This window comes from Stenotrophomonas sp. YJH_SMC_16, assembly GCF_059367875.1.
Genome location: NZ_JCAFRH010000006.1, coordinates 310,777 through 333,295, shown reverse-complemented (window position 1 = coordinate 333,295; position 22,519 = coordinate 310,777). Strand labels below are relative to the sequence as shown.

The window sequence follows — 22,519 nt, the reverse complement described above, 5'->3', positions numbered from 1 at the left end:
CAACGGTCGGCACCCACCGTCGCAGGCTCACACCAGCAGCCGTTCCACCAGCCGCTGGTACAGCCCGGGCAGTGCTTCCAGTTCGTCCACGCGCACGTTCTCGTCCACCTGATGGATGCTGGCGTTCACCGGCCCCACTTCGATGCACTGCGCACCCAGCGGCGCGATGAAGCGGGCATCGGACGTGCCGCCGCCGGTGCTTTCTTCCGGGGCACGGCTGATGTGCTCGGCCAGCACTGCACGGGCGGTGGCGCGCAGCGTGCCTTCCGGGGTGTAGAACGGCTCACCGCTGCGGTGCCACTTCAGCGTGTACTGCAGGCCATGCCGGTCCAGCAGTGCGGTGATCTCCGCCTCCAGCTTCGGCGCATCCCAGTGCGGGTTGTAGCGGATGTTGAAATCCACTTCGAGCTCGCCGGGAATCACGTTGTTGGCACCGGTGCCGGCGTGGATGTTGGAGATCTGCAGGCTGGTCGGCGGAAAGCTCTCGTAGCCTTCGTCCCAGCGCCGTGCACTCAGTTCGGCCAGGGCCGGAGCCGCCTGGTGAATCGGGTTGCGTGCCTTTTCCGGATACGCCACGTGGCCCTGCACGCCCTGCACGCGCACCTTGGCCGACAGGCTGCCACGACGCCCCACGCGCAGCAGGTCGCCCAGGATCGCGGTCGATGACGGCTCACCGGTGATGCACCAGTCGATGCGCTGGCCGCGTTCGGCGAACAACCGTGCGACGTGGCGCACGCCATCGATGGCGTCGCCCTCCTCGTCGCTGGTCAGCAGCACCGCCAGCGTACCGGGGTGATCGGGATGCGCGGCGACGAACTGCTCGGCGGCGACCACGAACGCGGCCACGCTGCCCTTCATGTCGGCGGCGCCACGGCCATACAGCACGCCATCGCGGATCTGCGGCGTGAACGGGTCGCTGGTCCAGGCCTCGCGCGGACCCGTCGGCACCACGTCGGTATGGCCCAGCAGTACCAGTACCGGCGCGCCCTGGCCGTGGGTCGCCCACAGGTTGTCGACCTCGCCCAGGCGCAGGTGATCGCACTGGAACCCGGCCTGCTTCAGGCGTGCCGCCAGCAGTGCCTGGCAGCCAGCATCATCCGGCGTCACCGAGGGTCGTGCGATCAGTTCGCAGGTCAGGTCGAGGACCGCGCTCATGCGTCACCCACGCCGAAGCGAGCCTTGAAGCCGTTGTCACTGAAACCCTGGCTGACCGTGCCGTCGGCGGTGACCACCAGCGGGCGCTTGATCAGCTGCGGGTACTCGCGCAGCAGCAGCTTCCATTCGGCCTCGGAATCGGCGGCCTTGCGGTTGTCCGGCAACTGCCGCCAGGTGGTGGACGACTTGTTCACCATCGCCGCCAGGCCACCCAGCTGCGCTGCCCACGCCAGCAGGGTTTCCGGACTGGGTTTGTTGTCGCGGTAGTCAACGAAGGTGTACGGCACGCCGAAGCGGTCCAGCCACTTGGTCGCCTTCTTGCAGGTATCGCAGTTCTTCAAACCGTAGACAGTGGTGCTCATGGCCATCTGTGATGCTGGAAAACAGAGGGCCAGAATCTCACAACAGGCGCTCGGACACGACCCGGAACGGCACCCGTGGCAGCAGGAAGGCCAGCCCCTCGGTCAGGTTCACACCCAGCGCCTGCAGGCGCGGGCACTGCAGCTCGCCTTCAAGCTGCAGCGGCTGCAGGCGGTCGATCTCGACCGGCAGCGCGATACGGGTGCTGGCCCAGCGACAGTCGCAGGTACGGGCGATGGCCTCGTCCTGGCAGGTGAGGAAACGCAGGAGGGCCTGATGGCCACCGAAAGCCGCCGTCCATGCCGCGTCCTCCCAGCCCGCAGCAGCCTGCCACTGCAGGTACAGCTCCGGCGCACTGCCCTGCCCGCCTTCGATCCGGGTATTCCCACGGCCATCAGTGCGCACCGCATGTTCGAAGCGGGTGGAAAGATGCGGCTGCATGGCATCGCTGAAGGCACGCGCGCCGGCGACGAAGGGCAGCTGGTCCATCACGTTGCGGTCGAACAGCACCACCGGTGTCCCGTCCGGAGCGTCGTCACGACGCAGGTACCAGCGCCAGTTGCTCTGCCTTGGAGACGGCATCAGGGAGCGCAGCGGTCCGGCCAACGCCGGCCCGAAGTGGCCGTGACGGTAGCTGAGGATGGTGTAAGGCGTACGTCCGGCATGGACCACGTAATGATGGCCCGGCGGTGGCGATGGTGCGTGGCGCACATCGACCCACCAGCTCACGTAGACCACATCGCGCACATCGCTGACCATCGCCGGCATCGGCCAGCGCCGCGACAGTGCGCGGCGCAGCCGGGTCCAGCGCGGGGCGTGCAGCAGGCGCGGCAGCATCCGCCCGAACAGGGTGTCGGACGGATGCCGGTAGATCGCGGACTGCGCCAGATCCTCCGGCGCAGCCACCTTCAGTCGGCCAGGCCGCGCAGCAGGTCGTTGACGCTGGTCTTGCTGCGGGTCTTGGCATCAACCTGCTTGACGATCACCGCGCAGTACAGCGAATGGGTACCGTCCTTGCTCGGCAGCGAGCCGGACACCACCACGCTGTACGGCGGGATGTAGCCGTAGGTGATCTCGCCGGTGGCGCGGTTGTAGATGCGGGTGCTCTGGCTGAGGAACACGCCCATGCCGATCACGCTGTGGTGGCCCACCACCACGCCTTCCACCACTTCCGAACGCGCGCCGATGAAGCAATGGTCCTCGATGATGGTCGGGCTGGCCTGCAGCGGCTCCAGCACGCCGCCGATGCCGGCGCCACCGGACAGGTGGCAGTGCTGGCCGATCTGCGCGCACGAACCGACGGTGGCCCAGGTGTCGACCATGGTGCCTTCGCCGACGTAGGCGCCGATGTTGGTGAAGCTCGGCATCAGCACCACGTCCTTGCCGAAGTAGGTACCGCGGCGGGCGATCGCGCCCGGCACCACGCGCACGCCACCACGGCGGAACTTCGCTTCGTCATAGCCGGCGAAGCGCGATTCAACCTTGTCCCAGAACGGCGCCGGGCGCGCATCGACCACCGCCATGTCGTTGACGCGGAAATACAGCAGCACGGCTTTCTTCAGCCACTCATTGACCTTCCAGCCGCCCTGGCCGTCCGGCTCGGCGACGCGGAACTCACCGCTCTCCAGGCCGTCGATCACGCGGTTGACCAGCGGCTTGGTCGAGCCTTCCAGCTCGTGCAGGGTCAAGGTGGCACGGCGCTCGAAGGCACTCTCGATACCAAACTTCAGCTCTTCCACACCCGGTGCCGACGGCTTGCGCAGCGACTTGCGGGCGATGGTTTCGGCGCGGACGGCTTCGGCGCTCCTGGCCGGTGCCTTCTTCGCTGCAGCCGCTTTCTTCGCCGGGGCCTTCACCGCAGCGGCCTTCTTCGGCGCAGTGGTCTTCTTCGCGGCCGTTGCGGCAGCAGCAGGTTTCCGGGCCGCTGCGCTCTTGGGGGTCGCGGCGGTCTTCTTGGCGGGCTTGGTGGCCATCAGGCGGGGTCTCCGGCGTTTCGATCAGGGTCCAGGCAGGCCAGCATCGCGTCATGCAACTGCTGCCGGGCAGGTTCAGTCAGGGGGAGGTCGTGTTCGTCACTGATCACGAAGGTGTCTTCGGCGCGTTCGCCGAACGTGGCAATGCGCGCATCATGCACGCGCAGGCCCTGGTTGCGCAGCACGAACGCCACATCGGCCAGCAGGCCGGGGCGGTCGGGAGCGACCAGGGCGAAACGGGTTGCACCCGGCTCATCGCGGAATTCGATGCGCGGGGCAAAGCGGAAGTGCCGCAGCTGCCGTGGCACCACCCGGCGTGACGGCCGCAGGCGCGACAGGTCACCACTGAGTGCCTCGCGCAGCGCCGCTTCCAGATTGGCACTGCTGCCATCGGCGAAGGTATCGGCCGGGTTCACTTCGAAGGTATCGAAGATGGTATCGGCCGGGCCGTCCAGCACGCGTGCGCGGTGGATGCCGTAGCCCTTGCGGTCCAGCGTCATCACGATGGCGGCAAACAGGCCGTCGCGGTCCGGCGAATGCACGAATACTTCCAGCGCGGGGTCGTCGACGCTGATCCGGCGTACCTTCACCAGCGCCTGGCCCTGCTTCACCGGCACCAGCGCGGCGGCCTGCCAGGCCAGCTGCTCCGGGCGCAGGCGGATGAAGCCCTCATCCGGCATCACCGCGAACTGGCGGTCGATGGTGGCATCGTCGTAACCCCGCTCGCGCACCAGCGCGCGCACGCTGTCACGCGCCTCGGCCACGCGCTCGGCTGCCGGCACCGGGTGTTCCAGCCCCTCGCGCAGCGCGCGCCGGGTGGCGAAGTACAGGTCGGCCAGCAGGCGGTCCTTCCAGGCATTCCACAGCTTCGGGCTGGTGCCGGCGATGTCGGCGCAGGTCAGCAGGTACAGGTAGTCCAGGCGGTCGCGGCTGCCGACCAGGGTGGCGAAGCGATGGATCACCTCCGGGTCGGCGATGTCCTGCTTCTGCGCGGTCACCGACATGCGCAGGTGCTGCTCGACCAGCCACGCCACCAGTTCGGTGTCGGACGTGCTCAGCGCATGCGCCTGGCAGAACGCGCGCGCATCGACCGCGCCCAGCTCCGAATGGTCGCCGCCACGGCCCTTGGCGATGTCATGGAACAGGCCGGCCAGCAGCAGCAGCTCCGGCTTGCGCAGGCGTGGCCACACTTCATGCGCGATCGAGAAGCGCTCGTCGGCACGGCTGCTGGCGAACAGGCCGATGTTGCGCAGGACCATCAGCGTGTGCTGGTCGACGGTGTAGACATGGAACAGGTCGAACTGCATGCGCCCACTGACCTGGGCGAAGGCGGGAATCCACTGGCCAAGCACGCCCAGCCGTGCCATGCGCGAGAGCGTATCGACCGGGCGCTGGCCGCGCAGCAACGCCAGGAACTGCTCGCGCGCATCGGCGTCGGCCTGGTCGTAGGCCGGCAACAGCGGCAGCGCTTCAGCCAGCGCCCGCGCGGTCAGCGAATGCAGGCCGCGCACCTGCGGATTGTTGGCCCAGCTGGCAAACAGTGCGAACACCTGGCCGATATCGCCGCGCGGCCAGTCGGCTTCGTTGGCCGCCAGGTAGCCACGGCGCAGGGAAAAGCCCACGGTCAACGGCTCCGGCTGCGCCTCGCCGTCGAACTGCTCCTCGAAGCGCTGCAGCAGGCGGTCGCTGATCCGGCGCACCACCAGCGCGGCGCGGTAGAAGCCCTGCATCATCTTCTCGACACCGAGATTCTCGGCATCGTCTTCAAAGCCCAGGCGTGCAGCCAGGGTCTTCTGGTAATCGAAGCGCAACCGCTCTTCGGGGCGTCGCGCCACCAGGTGCAGGCCGAAACGCAGCCGCGCCAGCACCGCACGTTCGCGCTTCAGTGCTGCCGCTTCGTCGGCGCCCAGATGGCCGAGCCCGACCAGCGCCTCCAGGTCACGCACGCCGAAGGCACGCAGTGCCATCCAGCCCAGCGTGTTGAGATCGCGCAGGCCACCGGGGCCATCCTTCAGGTCCGGCTCCAGGTTGTCGGCGGTGTCGCCAAAACGCTGGTGGCGGTTGCGCAGCTCTTCCAGCTTGGCCAGGAAAAACGCGCGTGCCGGCCACAGTTCCCGATCGTCGATGGCCTCGCGCAGCGCGCGGCGTGCCGCATCATCGGCCAGGATCGGGCGCGCCTCGATCAGTGCAGTCAGCACGGTCTGGTCCGCCGCCGCCTCACGGCACTGCGGCGCCGAACGCACCGCATGGCTGACTGCGAGCCCGCAGTCCCACAGCAGCGCGAACAGGCGTGCCAGTGCGGATTCATGCGCCAACTGTGCCGGCGGATCACCGAACACCAGCAGGTCGATGTCCGATCGCGGGAACAGTTCACCGCGGCCATAGCCCCCCACCGCGAACAACGACAGCCCGCTATCGGCCGCCAGGCAACGCTGCCACGCCAGGCGGATCAGATGGTCGGCGGCACGCGCGCGCAGCGCCAGCAGGCGCTCGATGTTGTCGCCCTGGTCGAAGCGGCGGTACAGGCGCGCGTCGGCCTGCTGCAGCGCCTGGCGCGCGGCAGCAGCCCAGTCCGGGTCGTTGAGCGACGCGGCCGGCGTGTCCAGCAGCGAACTCGCCGGCAGCATCCTCAGGAGACCTGCGACTCGCCCGGCGACAGGGTCAGCACGTCCACGCCGGTCTCGGTGACCGCGATCATGTGCTCCCACTGTGCCGACAGCTTGCGGTCCTTGGTCACCACGGTCCAGCCATCCGGCAGCACCTTGTTGTAGCGGGTGCCCTCGTTGATCATCGGCTCGATGGTGAAGGTCATGCCCGGCTGCAGCACCAGGCCCTGGCCCGGGCGGCCGTAATGCACCACCTGCGGCTCATCGTGGTAGACCTTGCCGATGCCGTGGCCGCAGTACTCGCGCACCACGCTGAAACGCTCGCCTTCGGCATAGCTCTGGATGGCATGGCCGATGTCGCCCAGCGTGGCACCCGGGCGTACCGCGCGGATGCCGCGCCACATGGCTTCGTAGGTGGTTTCCACCAGGCGGCGGGCCATCACCGACGGCGTGCCGACGAAGTACATGCGGCTGGTGTCGCCGTGCCAGCCATCCTTGATGACGGTGACGTCGATGTTGATGATGTCGCCATCCTTGAGCACCTTCCCTTCGCTGGGGATGCCATGGCAGATGACGTTGTTGACCGAGGTGCACACGGTCTTCGGGAAGCCGCGGTAGCCGACGTTGGCCGGAATGGCGCCCTGCACGTTCACGATGTGGTCGTGGCAGATGCGGTCCAGTTCCTCGGTGGTGACACCGGGCTTGACGTGGGGGGTGACGATGTCGAGCACTTCGCTGGCCAGGCGGCCAGCGATTCGCATCATCTCGATTTCCTGCGGGGTTTTCAGATTCACGCTCATGGCCGCCATTATCGCCGATCCGGCCACAATCTGAACGAACGCCACCCAACTGGCGATCCGGGCCATGCACGGTTCCGGCAAGGAAAGTGAAAGCGTGACCCCCGCCACCCTTTCGCCTCCTCATTTATCACGGAATACAGACACTTACGCCACCTAAGCTGGGGTCACCGTCGCCGAAGCGGTGCCGAACGTGCCGCCTTCGCCTTGTTCAACGGACCTTCGGGTCAGGGAGGTTGTCCATGCGATCCGCGCTTCGTTCCCCGCTTGCCTGGGCTTTGACCGGGGTTCTGCTGTCCAGCCCGGCCCTGGCCGCAGACACCACCACCTTCAATGTCACCCTGGTGGTCACCAAGGCCTGCACCATCACCGCCGCGGCGGCCACCAACGTCGACTTCGGCACCGCCGCCTCGACCACGGCGACCCCCACCCTGGGCCAGGGCACGGTCACCGCCCAGTGCTCGGCACTGACCCCGTACACGATTTCACTGAATGCAGGTGCCAACGCCAGCACCGCCAATGACGTCACCACCCGCCGGATGAAGAACACCAACGCCGCGGTGACCGCCAACAACTACGTCGGCTACCAGCTCTACCAGGACGCCGCACACACCCTGGTCTGGGGTGCCACCTCCGGCACCAACACCCAGGCTGGCATCGGCACCGGGCTGGCCGTGCCCTACATCGTCTACGGCCAGATCCTGAACCTCAGTACGAACAACCCGGCGACCGGTAACTACCTGGATACGGTTACCGCCACGATCACCTATTGATGGAGCACGCCCGCATGGCCCGACCCCGCCCGTGGCGCGCCACCGGCGTGGCGCTGCTCGTCCTGAGCCTGGTACTCGCCGCCCCGGTCGAAGCCACCAGCCTGCAGGTCGCCCCGACCAGCCTGCAGCTGGAAGCGCGCCAGCGCGCCGGCGAGCTTTGGCTGACCAACAGCGGCACCTCGCCGGTGAAGCTGCAGGTGCGGGTGTTCCGCTGGGTGCAGCAGGACGGGCAGGAACAACTGTTGCCCACCGATGGGCTGGTGGTCACCCCGCCGATGCAGGAACTGGCTGCCGGACAGCAGCAGCTGGTCCGGGTGATGCGTCCGGACAGGACGCCACCGCCTGCACAGCAGCATTACCGATTGATCGTCGACGAGGTGCCCGATCTGGCCACCCGTGCCGAAGGGATGCAGTTCGTGCTGCGCTATTCGATACCGGTGTTCGTGCAGCCCGCCGCCGGCAAGCTCGCGCCGCAGCTGCAGGCCCGCCTGGTGCAGTTGCCCGATGGCCGCAACGGCGTCGAGGTGGCCAACGCGGGCAACAGCTATGCGCAGATCGCCGATCTCGCGCTGGGTAGTGCCACGCGCCCGCGCATCGTGCATCCCGGACTGCTGGGATACGTGCTGCCCGGGCAGGTGATGCGCTGGCCGATCGAGCGCACGGCGATCGACCGCGACAACGACCAGATCACGGCCAAGCTCAATGGCGAGTCGGAACAGACGCCGCTGTCGCCTCCATCGGCTCGCTGAGGCGTTGATGGGTGCGCTGCTTGCTGCCTTGGCTCCTGCGGCGATCCAAGCCGCCGATGTGTCCGGTGCAGCGGCCACCACCGCCGCCGATGTATCAGGCATCTCCGCCGATGCGATCCTGCCACCGCCCACACCATTGACCGCCAACCAGACGCTGTACCTGGACGTGGCGCTCAACAGCACCCCACGCGGCCTGATGCCTTTCATCGAGAACCGTGGCCGCCTGCAGGCCAGCCCCGACGTGCTGCGCCAGCTCGGCTTCAACGCCAACGGCGATGCACCGGTGTACCTGGACCAGATCAGCGGCGCGGTGGTGCGCTATGACGCACGCCTGCAGACCCTGGCGCTGGACGTGCCGCTGGACCAGCTGACCCTGCCGACTACCGTGCTCAGCCGCCCGCAGACGCGCGCCCCTGCAGGCAGTGCCTCACCCGGACTGCTGCTCAACTATGACGTGTATGGCAGCCGGGTGGATACGCTCGGCAACCTCAGCCTGAGCTCGGAACTGCGCCTGTTCGGCGTCGGCAACGGTACCTTCGAAAACACCGCGGTCAGCCGACGCTACCAGCAGCCCGGCGATCGTCGCTGGCGCGGTGAGAGCGTGCGCCTGGATACGCGCTGGAGCCTGGATTTCCCCGACAAGGCGATGACGCTGGAGGTCGGCGATTTCTACAGCGGCTTCGTCGACTGGACCCGCCCGGTGCGCTTGGGCGGCCTGCAGATCGGCCGCAACTACGGCCTGCAGCCGTATCGCGTGCTCACTCCCACGCCCAGCTTCCTCGGCCAGGCCGTGGTGCCCTCCACCGTCGAGCTGTATGTCGACGGCCTGCGCCAGTACAGCGGCCAGGTCCCGGTCGGCCCGTTCCAGCTGGCCGCGCAGCCAGGCATCAGCGGCACCGGCAACGCACAGGTCGTGGTCACCGACGCATTCGGCCGCATGCAGACACTGGATTTCAGTTTCTATGGCACCCAGCAACTGCTGGCCAAGGGACTGTCCGACTGGTCGGTCGGCGTCGGCCACCTGCGCCAGGACTTCGGCCAGCGCTCCTTCGCCTACGACGATCGCACCGTGGCCAGTGCCAGCTGGCGCGGCGGCATCAGCGATACCTTCACCGGTGAAGCGCATGCCGAGGGCGGAGGTGGCCTGGCCCAGGCCGGCATCGGCGGCTGGTGGCTGCTGGGCGGCGCCGGCGTGTTCAATGCGGCCTACGCGCACAGCAACCATCACGGCCTGCAGGGCGGGCAGTGGGCACTGGGTTACAGCTGGAACAACCGCCGTCTCAACGTCAACCTGCGCAGCGTGCGCAGCCACGGCGACTACCGTGACCTCGGCGCGCTGCAGGGCAACCTGCCGCCGAGCATCAGCGAACAGGCCACGGTCGGGCTGGATCTGCTGCGGCTGGGCACGCTCAGCGCCAGCTACCTGCGCCTGCGCTACCCCGATGGCGAAGACAACCGCTATGCCAGCCTGTTCTGGTCGCGCACCTGGAGCCAGCGCTGGTCGGCCTACCTGTCGGTGAACCAGAACCTGGACCAGAGTGATGACCGCAGCATCTATCTGTCGGTGACCGCCAGCCTGGGCAACAACCGCCAGGCCAGCCTGTCCAGCCAGCGCAACGGCGACAGCCAGACCTGGGTGGCCGACGTCACCCAGCCGGTGCCCGGTGATGGGAGTGCAGGCGGCATCGGCTGGCGCGCGCAGGTGCGCCACGGCGAGGACGGCAACGGCGGCCTGGCCGAAGTCGGCATCCTCAATGACATCGGCCGCTATTCGTTCGGCGCCTCGCGCCAGGGCGGGCTCAACTATGCCTACGGCAGCGCCAGTGGCAGCCTGGTCTGGATGAGCGGGCACGCGTTCGCCACCCGCGAGGTCTCGGACGCGTTCGCGGTGATCAGCACCAACGGCGTCGGCGGCGTGCCGGTGCGTCTGGAGAACCGCCTGATCGGCGTCACCGATGATCGTGGCCTGTTGCTGGTCAGCCCGCTGCTGTCCTGGCAGCGCAACCGGGTCTCGATCGACACCCTGGACCTGCCCGAGGACATGCGTGCCGACCGCATCGAGGACTGGGTGACGCCGCGCCAGCGCGCCGGTACCCACGTGACGTTCCAGTTGCGCTCGCGTCCCTCTCTGAGCCTGACGCTTCAGAGCATGGACGGGCAGCCACTGGAAGTGGGCAGCGAAGTGCAGCTGCCCGATGGACGCCAGGCCACGGTGGGCTATGACGGCCTGCTGTACCTGGAAGACATCGCTGCCGGCAGCGTGCTGTACATCACCACCAGCCGCGGCCAGTGCCGGGTGAAGGTACCCGACCAGCCCAAGGTGGTGGCGTCTGGCGCCCGGCCGAAGCCGGCACCGCTGCAGTGCATTCCGGAGGTCGCGCCGTGAGGGTGCTGCTGCTCGGCGTGCTGCTGGTCGCCGGCCTGCTCGCGGCACTGCCGGCCCGGGCGACAGCGGTCTGCACGGCAATCGCGAACCCGACCCTGCCATTCGGCAACATCAACAGCAACGCTCCCGGCCCTACAGCGGCAACGCTGAACATCACGGTGACCTGCACCACCGCCGCACTGAGCCTGCTGGCCACCACCGGCGTCCGCGTCTGCGTGGGTATCGGCGCCGGCAGTGGCGGCGGCAGCAGCTCCACCTTCCGCACGATGTCCACCTCCACCAGCGACACCATGAACTTCCAGTTGTACAACACCGCCAGCTACAGCCAGGCCACCGGCCTGGTGCCGCGCGGCACGCCACCCGCGCAGGAACTGACCATGAGCTACAGCGTGCCGCTGCTGACCGGCGGCAGCGGTGCGCAGTCCGTGCAGCTGTTCGCGCAGATCCCTGCCAACCAGATCCTCGCTTCGGGTGCCTACAGCAGCACCTTCAGCGGCGCCAACGTGGTGCTTACCTGGGCCTGGAACGAAGTCCTGCTCGGCACCGCCACCGTGCCGGCCACCTGCAACGGCGGCGCGACCGGCACCAACAGCGCCAGTGGGGCTTTCAGCTTCACCGCCACTGCCAACGTGCTGCCGCAATGCGGCAGCTACGTCACCACCAGCATGGACTTCGGCAACGTCACCGGCAGCATTCCCGCCAACATCGACCGGACCGCCACGCTCACGCTGACCTGCCTGAAGAACACTGCCTACCAGATCAGCCTCAACAATGGCCAGAACAACCCCGGCGCCTCCACCACCCGGCGCATGGCCACCACCATTGGCAGCGGCACCTACTACCTCCCCTATGAGCTGTACCGCGATGCCGCGCGCAGCCTGCGCTGGGGTAGTACCCTCAACGTCGATACCGTTGGCGGCACCGGAAGTGGCAGCGCGCAGCAGCTGACCATCTATGGCCGGGTGCCGCCGGTCACCGGCCAGCCCGCGGCCGGTACCTACAACGATCTGGTGCAGGTGACGATCACCTATTGAGTCCCCTGTGGAGCCGAGCCCATGCTCGGCTTCATTTTCTGGCATCCGGCAAGCCGAGCATGGGCTCGGCTCTACAGTTCCGGCGCAACCTGCCGATACCGCGCAACGGGTCCTACAGCACGGTGGATGGCAGGTGGTTCGCGCACTTCTGATCGGGGCGATGCTGGTCGCCAGTACGCCCGCGTGGGCCGATCCCGGCAGTACACCCCTGCAGATCCGGCTGACCGTGGTCGAGGGCTGCAGCGGTGATGCCGGCAACACCCGATGCGCGGCACCGCACAAGCGCAGCGACGCGCCCGAGCTTCCGCAACAGATCCGCGATCTCGCGCCGCCGGCCGACAGCGACGACGCGGCGCCCGCCGTGACCGTCATCTACTGATGCGTACCCTGCTGAGCCTGCTGGTACTGCTGCTGGCGCTGCCCGCGTCGGCGCTGGACCTGGTGCCGACCACCCTGCAGCTGCCAGCCGAAGGGGAACACAGCGAGCTGTGGCTGTACAACCCCGGTCCCGGCCGCTGGCAGGGCGAGGTTCGGATCCTGGCCTGGGAACAGCAGGCCGACGCGGAAAAGCTGCGGCCCAGCGACCAGATCCTGGCCAGCCCTGCCCGGCTCGACCTCCCGCCCGGCACCCGCCAACGCATCTGGCTGCTGCCCCGGGACAGGTCGCCCATTGCCGTCGAGCAGGCCTACCGGGTGCTTCTGGCTCCCACTGAACCGGACCTGCCACGGTACTCACTGCCCTTGTTCAGGGGACACGCCATGCCCTTGGCGTGGCCGGAGCTGCATGCCGGGATCGAACCCGGTACGTCACATCCCTTTCTGCGATTGAGCAACGCAGGTACCGTACACGCCCGCCTGCACGATCTTGCGTTCGTCGCCGACGATGGCCGCCGCACCCTGCTGCTGCCGGGACTGGCCGGCTACCTGCTGGCGGGCCGGGAGCGTCGCTGGGCCCTCCCCGCCCATGCCGACGGCTATGCCCGTGGCCATTTCCAGGCCCGGCTGCAGGACGACCGCGTGGTCGATCTGACCGTGCCGGACCCGGCAATTGCAGCGAGCGCACCGAGCGGGCTATAATCGACCGGATTCCTGCCGCCTGCGTGCGCGGGAGACCGTCCACACCGGACGTCACCGGTGAATCCACACCTGCTGCCCCCATCCGTGCCGGGGTGCTCCGCAAGGAGTTCGGCCACGGAGGCAACAGGGAAGCCCAACCCCGGAACCGATCGCGCTTCCACGCGTCCCGCATACCTATCCCCGCGGGCGGAATCGCTGGTTCCATATCAGGAGTATTGCAATGCCCCAGGTCACCATGCGTCAGATGCTGGAAGCCGGCGTCCACTTCGGCCACCAGACCCGCTACTGGAACCCGAAGATGGCTCCGTACATCTTCGGCGCCCGCGGCAAGATCCACATCATCAACCTGGAAAAGACCGTCCCGCTGTTCAACGACGCGATGAACTTCATCTCGTCGGTTGCCCAGAAGCGCGGCACCGTCCTGTTCCTGGGCACCAAGCGCAGCGCCCGCGAGACCATCAAGGAAGAAGCCGAGCGTTGCGGCATGCCGTTCATGAACCAGCGTTGGCTGGGCGGCACCCTGACCAACTTCCGTACCGTCAAGCAGTCGGTTGCCCGCCTGAAGGAACTGGAAGCCGGCGAAACCGACGGCACCTTCGAGAAGCTGGTCAAGCACGAAGTGCTGGGCCTGCGTCGCGAGCGCGACAAGCTGGAAGCCTCGCTGGGCGGCATCAAGGACATGAACCGTCTGCCGGACGCCATCTTCGTGATCGACATCGGCCACGAAGACATCGCGATCAAGGAAGCCAAGAAGCTGGGCATCCCGGTCATCGCCGTGGTCGACACCAACTACAACCCGGAACTGGTGGACTACGCCATCCCGGGCAACGACGACGCCATCCGCGCTGTGCAGCTGTACGCCCGCGCCGCTGCCGACGCCGTGCTGGAAGGCAAGGCTGCTGCTCCGCACGCTGCCTCGGTGCGTGAGGAAGAGTTCGCTGAAGCCGCTGCTGAAGGCGAAGAGAAGCCGGCCCGCCGCGCTCCGGCCAAGAAGGCTGCCAAGAAGGGCGACGACGCCCAGGCCTGATCCAGGCCCCGGGGTGGACGCCCGGCATCCACCCTCCCTGCACGCAGCCTTTGGCGCGTGACAGGACCGTGTCACACGGGCCGGCCACCATGCCGGCCCAACCCCTTTCTTTCGTGAGGTAATCCCGTGGAAATCACTGCTTCCCTGGTCAAGGAACTGCGCGAGCGCACCGGCGCCGGCATGATGGAATGCAAGAAGGCTCTCACCGAAGCCAACGGCGACATCGACGCTGCTGCTGAAGCCATGCGCAAGTCCGGCGCCGCCAAGGCCGACAAGAAGGCTGACCGCGTGGCCGCCGAAGGCCGCCTGGGCCTGGCCCAGGATGGCGGCAAGGCCGTGCTGGTCGAAGTCAACTCGGAAACCGACTTCGTCGCCAACGATGACAACTTCAAGTCCTTCGTCAATGCCGTCGCCGCTGCCGCCCTGGCATCGGGCGCCACCGACGTCGAAGCCGTGAAGGCTGCCAAGCTGGCCGATGGCCGCACCGTTGAAGAAGCCCGCGCCACCGCCGTGCAGACCCTGGGTGAGAACATCCAGATCCGCCGCATGGTCAAGGTCGACACCACCGGCAACATCGGTGCCTACGTCCACACCAACGGCAAGGTTGGCGTACTGGTCGACCTGATCGGCGGCGACGTCGAGCTGGCCCGTGGCCTGGCGATGCACGTGGCTGCCCTGAAGCCGCCGCACAACAAGGCGTCGGACGTTCCGGCCGACTTCGTCGAAAAGGAAAAGGAAATCGAGCTGGCCAAGATGTCCGAAAAGGACAAGGCCAAGCCGGCCGAGATCCTGGAAAAGATCATCAGCGGCAAGATCAACAAGATCGTCAGCGACGTGACCCTGTACGGCCAGACCTACGTGCTGGGCGACACCACCGTCGAGCAGGTGGTCAAGGCCGCTGGCGCCGACGTGGCTGGCTTCAAGCTGCTGATCGTCGGCGAAGGCATCGAGAAGGTCGTGGAAGACTACGCCGCTGAAGTTGCCAAGGCGATGCAGGTCTGATTCCAGCCTTCCGGCTGCGAAGCGACCAGAGGGAGCCGCGGGAAACCGCGGCTCTTTTTTTATGCCCGGGACAATGGGAGGCTCATGCTCCAACTGTTGTTGCGCACACCGACGCCGCGCACACCGGCACCTTTGCGTTGCGCGCGAATCAAGCCGATACTCGGCGCAGGGAATCCACAGTCACATAGCAGGAACGAAAATCGCGGACTGTGATGCATTCCTAGGTATTCTTGTCCCAATGGAATTGAACGACCCGACATGCCTCCCGAGCTGACAGCTGCCCTGGCGCTCTGCCGCAACCTGCCTTCGCCACCCGGTATTGCCCTGCGCATCATCGAACTGGCACAGGACCCGGAAGCGGACATCGCCACCGCCGCCGACATCATCGCCATCGACATGGCGCTGAGCGCTCGCATGCTGCGCATCGCCAATTCGCCGCTGTACGCCAGTCGTCGCCGCATCGAGAACCTCGGCCAGGCACTGACCATGCTCGGCCTGAATGCCACGATCAGCCTTGCCCTGGGCTTCACCGTCACCCAGGGCCTGACCGGCGGCGCCGGTGCCGACCACGACCTGCGCCAGCGCGCGTGGAAGCGCAGCATTCTCAGCGCACTGGCCGCCAGCCAGCTGGGCCAGGCCCGCGGCCTGCGCCGCCTGGAGGAACTGATGCTGGCCGGGCTGCTGCAGGACCTGGGCGTGCTGTGCCTGGCCCAGGCCGAATCGGAGCGCTACCTGCCGCTGCTGCGCGAAGCCCGTGACAACACGGACCTGGTTGCCCGCGAGCGCGACGCGCTCGGCTGCAGCCACGCCGATGTCGGCGCCTGGGTGGCCGAGCAATGGGGCCTGCCGCGCTATCTGGTGGAGAGCATCAGCCACAGCGAGGACGACGACGCTGCCGATTCGCCGTTCCAGGCCTGCGTGCAGCTGTCCGGCGCGGTCGCCGACATCTGGCTGGACGAAGATGCCGATGCCGCCCGCGAGCGCGCCCTGCACCAGGTACATGACCGGCTGGAACTCGACAGCGCCCGTTTCGACCAGGTGCTGACCCGCATCAGCGAGGCCCTGCCGGACATCGCCAGCCTGTTCGAGGCCGGGCTGAATTCGCCCTCGCGGGTCCGTGAGCTGATCGACCACGCGCAGGAGCTGGCCACCCTGCGCAACCTGCGCGAGCTGCAGGATGCCGACCAGGCGCGCCGCCGCGCCGACGAATTCGAGGCGCGGGCCAAGCGCCTGGCCGACCAGGCCCACCGCGACGCCCTGACCGGCGTGCTCAACCGCCGCCAGCTGGAGGCGGTGCTGGAGCAGGAGTTCCTGCGCGCCGGGCGCCAGGGCTGGCCGCTGTCGGTGGCCTTCATCGACCTGGACGACTTCAAGAAGATCAACGATGCCCACGGCCACCTGACCGGCGACGAGGTGCTGCGCGCCTTTGCCGGCAAGCTGCAGGGCCAGCTGCGCAACAGCGACACCGTGGCCCGCTTCGGCGGCGAGGAATTCGTCGCGCTGCTGCCCAATACCAGCGAAAGCGTGGCCCTGGACGTGATCCGCCGGGTACTGGCCAACATCGTCGCCACGCCGATGGCCGAGCTGGAGGGAGGTCCGTTGTTCGTCACCTTCTCCGCCGGCGTGGCCACCCAGGGCGGCTACGAGCGCTTTGCCGACGTGCAGGACCTGCTGCGTGCCGCCGACGATGTGCTGTACCGATCGAAGAACCTGGGCCGCAACCGGGTGATCGCCCGCTCCCCAGGCGCCCTCGGCCACGACAAGCTTTCAGCCACCGCCGGCGCCGAGCTGGGCTGAACGGGACGCCCCGCGTGACCGGGGCGGATGGCAGGATTTTGCGCCGCAGTGCACAAAACACTTTGGCCCGACGCCGCATGCGCGTAGAATCGCCCGCGATTTCCACGCACCCGAGGTCCCTATGTCCAAGCTCGCCTATCGCCGCATCCTTCTGAAACTGTCCGGGGAGGCGCTGATGGGAGATGAGGACTACGGCATCGACCCGAAGATCATCAACCGCCTGGCCCGTGAGGTCATCGAAGCCCAGCAGGCAGGCGCCGAAGTTGCACTGGTTATCGGCGGCGGCAACATCTTCCGCGGCGCCGGCCTGGCCGCTGGCGGCATGGACCGGGTCACCGGCGACCAGATGGGCATGCTGGCCACGGTCATCAACGCTCTGGCCATGCAGGACGCCTTGGAAAAGCTGGGCGCCAAGGCCCGGGTGATGAGCGCGATCAAGATCAACGACGTGTGCGAGGACTACATCCGGCGCCGCGCCATCCGCCATCTGGAAAAGGGCCGCCTGGTGATCTTCGCCGCCGGCGTCGGCAGCCCGTTCTTCACCACCGACTCCGGTGCCGCCCTGCGCGCGATCGAGATCGGCGCCGACCTGCTGCTGAAGGCGACCAAGGTTGACGGCGTGTACGACAAGGACCCGAACAAGCACAGCGACGCGGTCCGCTTCGACAGCCTGAGCTACGACGAAGTGATCCGCCGTGGCCTGGAAGTGATGGATACCGCCGCCTTCGCACTGGCCCGCGACAGCGACCTGCCGATGCGCGTGTTCGACATGGGCCAGCCGGGCGAGCTGCTGAAGATCCTCAGCGGCGAGAACATCGGCACCCTGGTCCAGGGCCGCGACCCGGCCTGAGCCTGAGTGCCAGGCGAGCTCCGGGCCGATTCAGGCCCGGCAGCGTCCCGTATTCGCCTATAATCGCCCGATTCCAGTTACACCCAGGACCGGGCGATGCTCAACGACATCAAGAACAACGCGCAGACGCGCATGGCCAAGAGCATCGACGCTCTGAAGCACACCCTCACCTCGATCCGCACCGGCCGCGCCACCCCGGCCCTGCTGGACCGCGTCACGGTCAGCGCCTATGGCAACGCCAGCACCCCGCTGAACCAGGTCGCATCGATCTCCAACGCCGACGCCCACTCGCTGCTCGTCACGCCGTTCGACAAGAGCATGATCAAGGAGATCGAAAAGGGTCTCTACAACGCCGAGTTCACCCCGAACACGCTGGGCACCGCGATCCGCATCAACATGCCGCCGCCGACCGAAGAGCGCCGCAAGGAGCTGGTCAAGCAGGTGCAGAAGGAAGGGGAAGGCGCCAAGATCGCGATCCGCAACATCCGTCAGGACGCGAACAAGGAAATCGCCAAGCTGGTCAAGGACAAGGCGATCAGCGAAGACGAGAAGAAGCGCGGTGAAGACGACATCCAGAAGTTGACCGACACCCACATCAAGGACGTCGACAAGGTCGTTGCCGACAAGGAAAAAGAACTGCTGTCGGTCTGAAGTCGATGCCTTCAGTCCCGCCTCCGTTGCCGGCCGCCCTGCCCCGCCACATTGCCATCATCATGGATGGCAATGGGCGCTGGGCACAGCAGCGCCGTCGTCCGCGCGTGATCGGCCACCGGGCCGGCGCGCGTGCGGTCAACCGCACCATCGAGCGCTGCCTTGAGCTGGGTATTCCGGCGCTGACCCTGTTCGCGTTCTCCAGCGAAAACTGGGGCCGGCCGCAGGAAGAAGTCGATGCGTTGATGAAGCTGTTCCTCGGCGCGCTCGACCGCGAAGTGGACGAGTTGCATCGGCGTGGCGTGCGCGTGCGCTTCATCGGCGAGCGCGAACGCTTCGGCGCCGGGCTGGTCAGCCGCATGCAGCTGGCCGAGCAGCGCACCGCGGACAACAGCACCCTGACCCTGTCGATCGCCGCCAGCTACGGTGGCCGCCAGGACATCACCCGTGCCGCGCGCGCACTGGCCACCGAAGTCGCCGCCGGCCGCCTGCTGCCCGAACAGATCGACGAATCGCTGCTGGGCAGCCAGGTCGCCCTGGCCGACCTGCCGCCACCGGACCTGTTCATCCGCACCGGTGGCGACACCCGCATCAGCAACTTCCTGCTGTGGCAGCTGGCGTACACCGAGCTGTGGTTCACCGAGGCGCTGTGGCCGGACTTCGATCCCGCTCTGCTGCAGCAGGCGCTGGACGCCTATGGCAGCCGTGAGCGTCGTTTCGGCCTGACCAGCGCCCAGATCGCCGCACTGGCCACCGAGACTTCCAGCCCATGACCAAGACCCGAGTCCTTGCCGCGCTGATCATGGCGCCGGTCGCCATTGCCGCGATCCTGCTGCTGCCGACCCAATGGTTGGCAGCGGCGGCGGCTGCGGTGCTGCTGATCGGCCTGTGGGAGTGGCTGAAGCTGGCCGGCATCGAAGACACCCTCGCGCGCACCGTGCTGCTGGTGCTGAACCTGCTGCTGATGGTGCTGCTGGTCTGGGCCGATGGCAGCACGCTGGTGCTGTTCCAGATAACCACCCTGGCCGGCGTCGCCTGGTGGTTGGCGGCGCTGGTCTGGCTTCGCTTCTTCAATTTCGGCGCGCAACCGTCGGCACCCTCGCGCATCGTGAAGATGCTGGCCGGAACGCTGGCCATCGTTCCGGCCTGGGCCGCGCTGGTGCTGATCCATGCTGGCGGCGATCCGCCGGGCAAGCAGGGCCACCTGTGGCTACTGGCTGCCCTGGCACTGGTCTGGGCGGCCGATTCGGGCGCCTATTTCGCCGGCCGTCACTTCGGCAAGCACAAGCTGGCCCCGCGCATCAGCCCCAACAAGACATGGGAAGGCCTGTTCGGCGGCCTGCTGGCCGGTGTCGCCGTGGCCGTCGGCCTGGGCTGGCTGGCCGGCATCGATACCGCACATCTGCCGGGCCTGCTGATCACCTCGGTGGTGGCCGTGTTCGCCTCGGTACTGGGTGATCTGTTTGAAAGCCTGATCAAGCGTCACGCCGGCGCCAAGGACTCGGGCCACCTGATTCCGGGCCATGGCGGCGTGCTCGACCGTGTCGACGGCGTCTTGGCTGCAGTGCCGGTGTTCGCACTCGGCAAGGAAATCTTCGGGTTCTGACCATGAATGCTGTCGCAGACCTGCGCCGGGTCGCCGTGTTCGGCGCCACCGGCTCGATCGGTGCCTCCACGCTGAACGTGATCGCCCGCCACCCGCAGCGCTATCAGGCCACCGTGCTGGCCGCCGGCCGCCAGGTGCAGGCGCTGCTGGCGCTGTGCCGCCAGCACAAGCCCGCGCACGCGGTGATCGCCGACGCATCTCTGTTCGCCGAGCTGCGCGACGGCCTGCGCGATGCCGGACTGGCCACCGAGGCGCATGCCGGCCATGCCGCGCTGGATCAGCTGGCCGCCAGCGATGCCTGCGACACCGTGGTCGCCGCCATCGTCGGTGCGGCCGGGCTGTCTTCCACCCTGGCCGCGGCCGCCGCGGGCAAGCGCATCCTGCTGGCCAACAAGGAATCGCTGGTGCTGGCCGGTGAGCTGCTGACCCGCACTGCCGAACGTGCCGGCGCCGAAATCATCCCGATCGACAGCGAACACAGCGCGATCTTCCAGTGCCTGCGCTCGCGCGACGCCAGCATTGACGGTGCCGGTGTGCGCCGCATCCTGCTGACCGCCTCCGGTGGCCCGTTCCGCGGCCGCAGCCGGGCCGCGCTGGCCCAGGTCACCCCGGCCCAGGCCGTGGCCCACCCGAAATGGTCGATGGGCCCGAAGATCTCGGTCGATTCGGCGACGTTGATGAACAAGGGCCTGGAAGTGATCGAGGCCCACCACCTGTTCGGCATCCCCGGTGAGCGCATCGACGTGCTGGTGCATCCGCAGAGCCTGGTCCACTCGCTGGTCGAGTTCGTGGACGGTTCGACCCTGGCGCAGATGGGCCTGCCGGACATGCGCACCACCCTGGCCGTTGGCCTGGGCTGGCCACAACGCATCGAATCGGGCGTGGCGGGGCTGGACCTGCTGGCCCAGGGCCGTCTGGATTTCGAGGCCCCCGACACCGACGCCTTCCCCTGCCTGGCCCTCGCCTGGCAGGCGATGCAGGCCGGTGGCACCGCGCCGGCGGTGCTGAACGCTGCCAATGAAGAGGCCGTTTCAGCGTTTCTTCAGGGCCGGATCGGTTTCCTGACCATCCCGGAACTGGTTGCTAACGCTCTTTCAACACTGCCGACCCAGCCAGCCGATACACTGGAGGTCCTGTTGTCCGCCGACCAGCGGGCACGCCAGCTCACCCTGAACGCCATCGACGCCGCCTGAACGACCGCCTCGCACACGCATGACGACGCCGCCCCTGCCCGCCACTGTGAGCCTGCATGACTGACTTCATCGGATCGGTCTGGTGGATGATCGTCAGCCTCGGGCTGCTGGTCACGTTCCACGAGTTCGGGCATTACTGGGTCGGGCGCCTGTGCGGGGTCAAGATCCTGCGCTTCTCGGTCGGCTTCGGCCGGCCGCTGTGGTCGCGCCGGGACAAGCACGGTACCGAGTTCGCCATCGCCGCCATCCCGCTGGGCGGTTATGTGAAATTCCTCGACGAACGCGAAGTCGAAGTCCACCCGCACGAGCGCGGCCAGGCCTTCAACCACAAGACCGTCTGGCAGCGCATCGCCATCGTCGCCGCCGGACCGATCGCCAACCTGCTGCTGTGCATCCTGCTGCTGTGGGCGATGTTCGTGATCGGCAAGCAGGATTATTCGCCGACCATCGGCCGTGTCAGCGGCATCGCCGCCAGCGCCGGCCTGACCAGAGGCGACCGCGTGCTGCGCGTGGACGAGCGCCCGGTGATCACCCTCGGCGAGGCCAGCATGGCGCTGACCGCCGCAGCGATGGACCGCCGCGACGTGACGCTGGAAGTGCTGGACCCGGCCGATCAGGTGCGCGTGCGCACCCTGCCGCTGTCGCAGCTGCCCCCCGGTTTCGATGAACGACGCGTGCCGATCCTGGCTGGCCTTTACTGGCAGTCGTGGCTGCAACCGGCACGGGTCGATTCGCTCACCGCGGACTCCGTGGTGGCCGGGCAGCTGCAGCCGGGCGATCTGATCGTGGCGATCGACGGCCAGCGCATCGACGGTGCCGACCAGGTCATCGGCGAGATCCAGACGCTGGGCCGCGCTGGCGGCCCGGGCATGATCGAGGTCCTGCGGGGCGGCGAACGCCTGGCGCTGGAAGTCACCCCGCGCCAGGGCAAGGATTCCAAGGGCGAGCCGATCTGGCAGATCGGCGTGCAGTTCCCGACCTCGTTCAGCCCGCCCTATGACACCCTGCTGCGCTATGGCCCGCTCGACGCGGTCACCGTGGCCGTGCGCGAAACAGGCCGCCTGGCGGCCGATTCGCTGGGCATGATGGGCCGCATCGTCACCGGCAAAGCCTCGCTGCAGAACGTTTCCGGACCAGTGACCATCGCCCGCGTGGCCAATGTTTCAGCCAAACGCGGCCTGGACTGGTTCCTGCAGTTCCTTGCCCTGCTGTCACTCAGCCTGTGCATCATCAACCTGTTGCCGATCCCGATCTTGGACGGCGGCCACCTGCTGTATTACCTTATCGAGTTGGTCAAGGGCAGCCCGCTGAGCGAGCGTGCCATCGCCGCCGGCCAGTACATCGGCCTGGCGTTGCTGGCCGGGTTGATGGGGTTGGCGTTCTACAACGACATCCTCGGCCTGGTCCCGCGATGAACTTTTCCATGTTGTTGCCGTCTACAGCGTCGGCATCCCGCACCAACGAAATCGACCTTCCTACCGGA

At 67.5% G+C, this 22,519-nt stretch carries 21 protein-coding genes; 15 read left to right on the top strand and 6 right to left on the bottom strand.

All coding sequences use genetic code 11. The annotated features are described in order from the left end of the window. Nucleotides 1-27: 27 nt before the first annotated feature. The 6 genes from dapE to map are packed head-to-tail and all read right to left on the bottom strand — an operon-like array spanning nt 28 to nt 6,960. Nucleotides 28-1,155, bottom strand: a complete 1,128-nt coding sequence (dapE, locus tag AC5P6E_RS15660) for a succinyl-diaminopimelate desuccinylase (protein WP_241872577.1) — start codon at nt 1,153-1,155, stop codon at nt 28-30. Continuing rightward, entirely contained in the window at nt 1,152-1,523 is a 372-nt protein-coding gene (locus tag AC5P6E_RS15655) for an arsenate reductase (protein ID WP_012510522.1), read from the bottom strand. The genes dapE and AC5P6E_RS15655 overlap by 4 nt, the downstream gene beginning before the upstream one ends. A gap of 31 nt (nt 1,524-1,554) precedes the next feature. Continuing rightward, nucleotides 1,555-2,421: a hypothetical protein gene (locus tag AC5P6E_RS15650; protein WP_019336949.1), complete on the bottom strand. Its 867-nt coding sequence runs from the start codon at nt 2,419-2,421 to the stop codon at nt 1,555-1,557. A 2-nt stretch (nt 2,422-2,423) separates the two neighbouring features. Beyond that, complete coding sequence (gene dapD, locus AC5P6E_RS15645) at nt 2,424-3,488, bottom strand: 2,3,4,5-tetrahydropyridine-2,6-dicarboxylate N-succinyltransferase (protein WP_312660426.1); 1,065 nt, start codon at nt 3,486-3,488, stop codon at nt 2,424-2,426. Next, nucleotides 3,488-6,097, bottom strand: coding sequence for a [protein-PII] uridylyltransferase (locus tag AC5P6E_RS15640; protein ID WP_461288682.1), 2,610 nt, complete (start codon nt 6,095-6,097; stop codon nt 3,488-3,490). The genes dapD and AC5P6E_RS15640 overlap by 1 nt, the downstream gene beginning before the upstream one ends. A gap of 20 nt (nt 6,098-6,117) precedes the next feature. Further along, nucleotides 6,118-6,960, bottom strand: coding sequence for a type I methionyl aminopeptidase (map, locus tag AC5P6E_RS15635; RefSeq protein WP_019336946.1), 843 nt, complete (start codon nt 6,958-6,960; stop codon nt 6,118-6,120). A 173-nt stretch (nt 6,961-7,133) separates the two neighbouring features. Between map and AC5P6E_RS15630 the strand changes: the two genes are divergently transcribed. The 15 genes from AC5P6E_RS15630 (at nt 7,134) to rseP (ending at nt 22,451) form a co-directional block, all read left to right on the top strand. Beyond that, nucleotides 7,134-7,664: a Csu type fimbrial protein gene (locus tag AC5P6E_RS15630; protein ID WP_010486309.1), complete on the top strand. Its 531-nt coding sequence runs from the start codon at nt 7,134-7,136 to the stop codon at nt 7,662-7,664. Further along, nucleotides 7,664-8,413: a fimbrial biogenesis chaperone gene (locus tag AC5P6E_RS15625; protein ID WP_019336945.1), complete on the top strand. Its 750-nt coding sequence runs from the start codon at nt 7,664-7,666 to the stop codon at nt 8,411-8,413. The genes AC5P6E_RS15630 and AC5P6E_RS15625 overlap by 1 nt, the downstream gene beginning before the upstream one ends. Before the next feature lie 7 nt (nt 8,414-8,420). Further along, the gene (locus AC5P6E_RS15620; protein ID WP_197617528.1) at nt 8,421-10,799 is read left to right on the top strand and encodes a fimbria/pilus outer membrane usher protein; all 2,379 of its coding nucleotides are present in this window, start codon (nt 8,421-8,423) and stop codon (nt 10,797-10,799) included. Next, nucleotides 10,796-11,833, top strand: coding sequence for a Csu type fimbrial protein (locus AC5P6E_RS15615; protein WP_010486313.1), 1,038 nt, complete (start codon nt 10,796-10,798; stop codon nt 11,831-11,833). Before AC5P6E_RS15620 ends, AC5P6E_RS15615 begins: the two co-directional genes overlap by 4 nt. 133 nt (nt 11,834-11,966) lie before the next feature. Next, nucleotides 11,967-12,212 (top strand): hypothetical protein, encoded by a 246-nt coding sequence (locus AC5P6E_RS15610; RefSeq protein WP_392421799.1) that lies wholly within the window; start codon nt 11,967-11,969, stop codon nt 12,210-12,212. Further along, on the top strand, nt 12,212-12,910 hold the full coding sequence (locus tag AC5P6E_RS15605; RefSeq protein WP_313208371.1) for a fimbrial biogenesis chaperone: 699 nt from the start codon (nt 12,212-12,214) through the stop codon (nt 12,908-12,910). The genes AC5P6E_RS15610 and AC5P6E_RS15605 overlap by 1 nt, the downstream gene beginning before the upstream one ends. 220 nt (nt 12,911-13,130) lie before the next feature. Beyond that, complete coding sequence (rpsB, locus tag AC5P6E_RS15600; RefSeq protein WP_005408748.1) at nt 13,131-13,937, top strand: 30S ribosomal protein S2; 807 nt, start codon at nt 13,131-13,133, stop codon at nt 13,935-13,937. A gap of 126 nt (nt 13,938-14,063) precedes the next feature. After that, entirely contained in the window at nt 14,064-14,939 is an 876-nt protein-coding gene (gene tsf / locus AC5P6E_RS15595) for a translation elongation factor Ts (RefSeq protein ID WP_010486320.1), read from the top strand. A gap of 258 nt (nt 14,940-15,197) precedes the next feature. Further along, nucleotides 15,198-16,736: a GGDEF domain-containing protein gene (locus tag AC5P6E_RS15590; RefSeq protein WP_010486323.1), complete on the top strand. Its 1,539-nt coding sequence runs from the start codon at nt 15,198-15,200 to the stop codon at nt 16,734-16,736. Nucleotides 16,737-16,857: 121 nt separating this feature from the next. After that, complete coding sequence (gene pyrH, locus AC5P6E_RS15585) at nt 16,858-17,586, top strand: UMP kinase (RefSeq protein WP_010486325.1); 729 nt, start codon at nt 16,858-16,860, stop codon at nt 17,584-17,586. A 96-nt stretch (nt 17,587-17,682) separates the two neighbouring features. Then, the gene (frr, locus tag AC5P6E_RS15580; RefSeq protein ID WP_010486327.1) at nt 17,683-18,237 is read left to right on the top strand and encodes a ribosome recycling factor; all 555 of its coding nucleotides are present in this window, start codon (nt 17,683-17,685) and stop codon (nt 18,235-18,237) included. Between the two features lie 5 nt (nt 18,238-18,242). Continuing rightward, the gene (uppS, locus tag AC5P6E_RS15575) at nt 18,243-19,010 is read left to right on the top strand and encodes a polyprenyl diphosphate synthase (RefSeq protein WP_100448140.1); all 768 of its coding nucleotides are present in this window, start codon (nt 18,243-18,245) and stop codon (nt 19,008-19,010) included. Further along, entirely contained in the window at nt 19,007-19,843 is an 837-nt protein-coding gene (locus AC5P6E_RS15570; protein ID WP_010486331.1) for a phosphatidate cytidylyltransferase, read from the top strand. Before uppS ends, AC5P6E_RS15570 begins: the two co-directional genes overlap by 4 nt. Nucleotides 19,844-19,845: 2 nt before the next feature. Further along, a complete protein-coding gene (locus AC5P6E_RS15565) occupies nt 19,846-21,036 on the top strand; it encodes a 1-deoxy-D-xylulose-5-phosphate reductoisomerase (protein WP_495231077.1) in 1,191 nt (396 codons plus the stop codon). 56 nt (nt 21,037-21,092) lie between these two features. Next, the gene (rseP, locus tag AC5P6E_RS15560; RefSeq protein WP_495231076.1) at nt 21,093-22,451 is read left to right on the top strand and encodes an RIP metalloprotease RseP; all 1,359 of its coding nucleotides are present in this window, start codon (nt 21,093-21,095) and stop codon (nt 22,449-22,451) included. Nucleotides 22,452-22,519 lie beyond the last annotated feature (68 nt).

What these genes read in the sequence shown, in the direction of transcription:
- dapE (WP_241872577.1), bottom strand. Translation starts at nt 1,155, where the DNA reads ATGAGCGCGGTCCTCGACCTGACCTGCGAACTGATCGCACGACCCTCG.
- AC5P6E_RS15655 (WP_012510522.1), bottom strand. Translation starts at nt 1,523, where the DNA reads ATGGCCATGAGCACCACTGTCTACGGTTTGAAGAACTGCGATACCTGC.
- dapD (WP_312660426.1), bottom strand. Translation starts at nt 3,488, where the DNA reads ATGGCCACCAAGCCCGCCAAGAAGACCGCCGCGACCCCCAAGAGCGCA.
- map (WP_019336946.1), bottom strand. Translation starts at nt 6,960, where the DNA reads ATGGCCCGGATCGCCAGTTGGGTGGCGTTCGTTCAGATTGTGGCCGGA.
- AC5P6E_RS15630 (WP_010486309.1), top strand. Translation starts at nt 7,134, where the DNA reads ATGCGATCCGCGCTTCGTTCCCCGCTTGCCTGGGCTTTGACCGGGGTT.
- AC5P6E_RS15625 (WP_019336945.1), top strand. Translation starts at nt 7,664, where the DNA reads ATGGAGCACGCCCGCATGGCCCGACCCCGCCCGTGGCGCGCCACCGGC.
- AC5P6E_RS15620 (WP_197617528.1), top strand. Translation starts at nt 8,421, where the DNA reads ATGGGTGCGCTGCTTGCTGCCTTGGCTCCTGCGGCGATCCAAGCCGCC.
- AC5P6E_RS15605 (WP_313208371.1), top strand. Translation starts at nt 12,212, where the DNA reads ATGCGTACCCTGCTGAGCCTGCTGGTACTGCTGCTGGCGCTGCCCGCG.
- rpsB (WP_005408748.1), top strand. Translation starts at nt 13,131, where the DNA reads ATGCCCCAGGTCACCATGCGTCAGATGCTGGAAGCCGGCGTCCACTTC.
- AC5P6E_RS15590 (WP_010486323.1), top strand. Translation starts at nt 15,198, where the DNA reads ATGCCTCCCGAGCTGACAGCTGCCCTGGCGCTCTGCCGCAACCTGCCT.
- pyrH (WP_010486325.1), top strand. Translation starts at nt 16,858, where the DNA reads ATGTCCAAGCTCGCCTATCGCCGCATCCTTCTGAAACTGTCCGGGGAG.
- frr (WP_010486327.1), top strand. Translation starts at nt 17,683, where the DNA reads ATGCTCAACGACATCAAGAACAACGCGCAGACGCGCATGGCCAAGAGC.
- uppS (WP_100448140.1), top strand. Translation starts at nt 18,243, where the DNA reads ATGCCTTCAGTCCCGCCTCCGTTGCCGGCCGCCCTGCCCCGCCACATT.
- AC5P6E_RS15570 (WP_010486331.1), top strand. Translation starts at nt 19,007, where the DNA reads ATGACCAAGACCCGAGTCCTTGCCGCGCTGATCATGGCGCCGGTCGCC.
- AC5P6E_RS15565 (WP_495231077.1), top strand. Translation starts at nt 19,846, where the DNA reads ATGAATGCTGTCGCAGACCTGCGCCGGGTCGCCGTGTTCGGCGCCACC.
- rseP (WP_495231076.1), top strand. Translation starts at nt 21,093, where the DNA reads ATGACTGACTTCATCGGATCGGTCTGGTGGATGATCGTCAGCCTCGGG.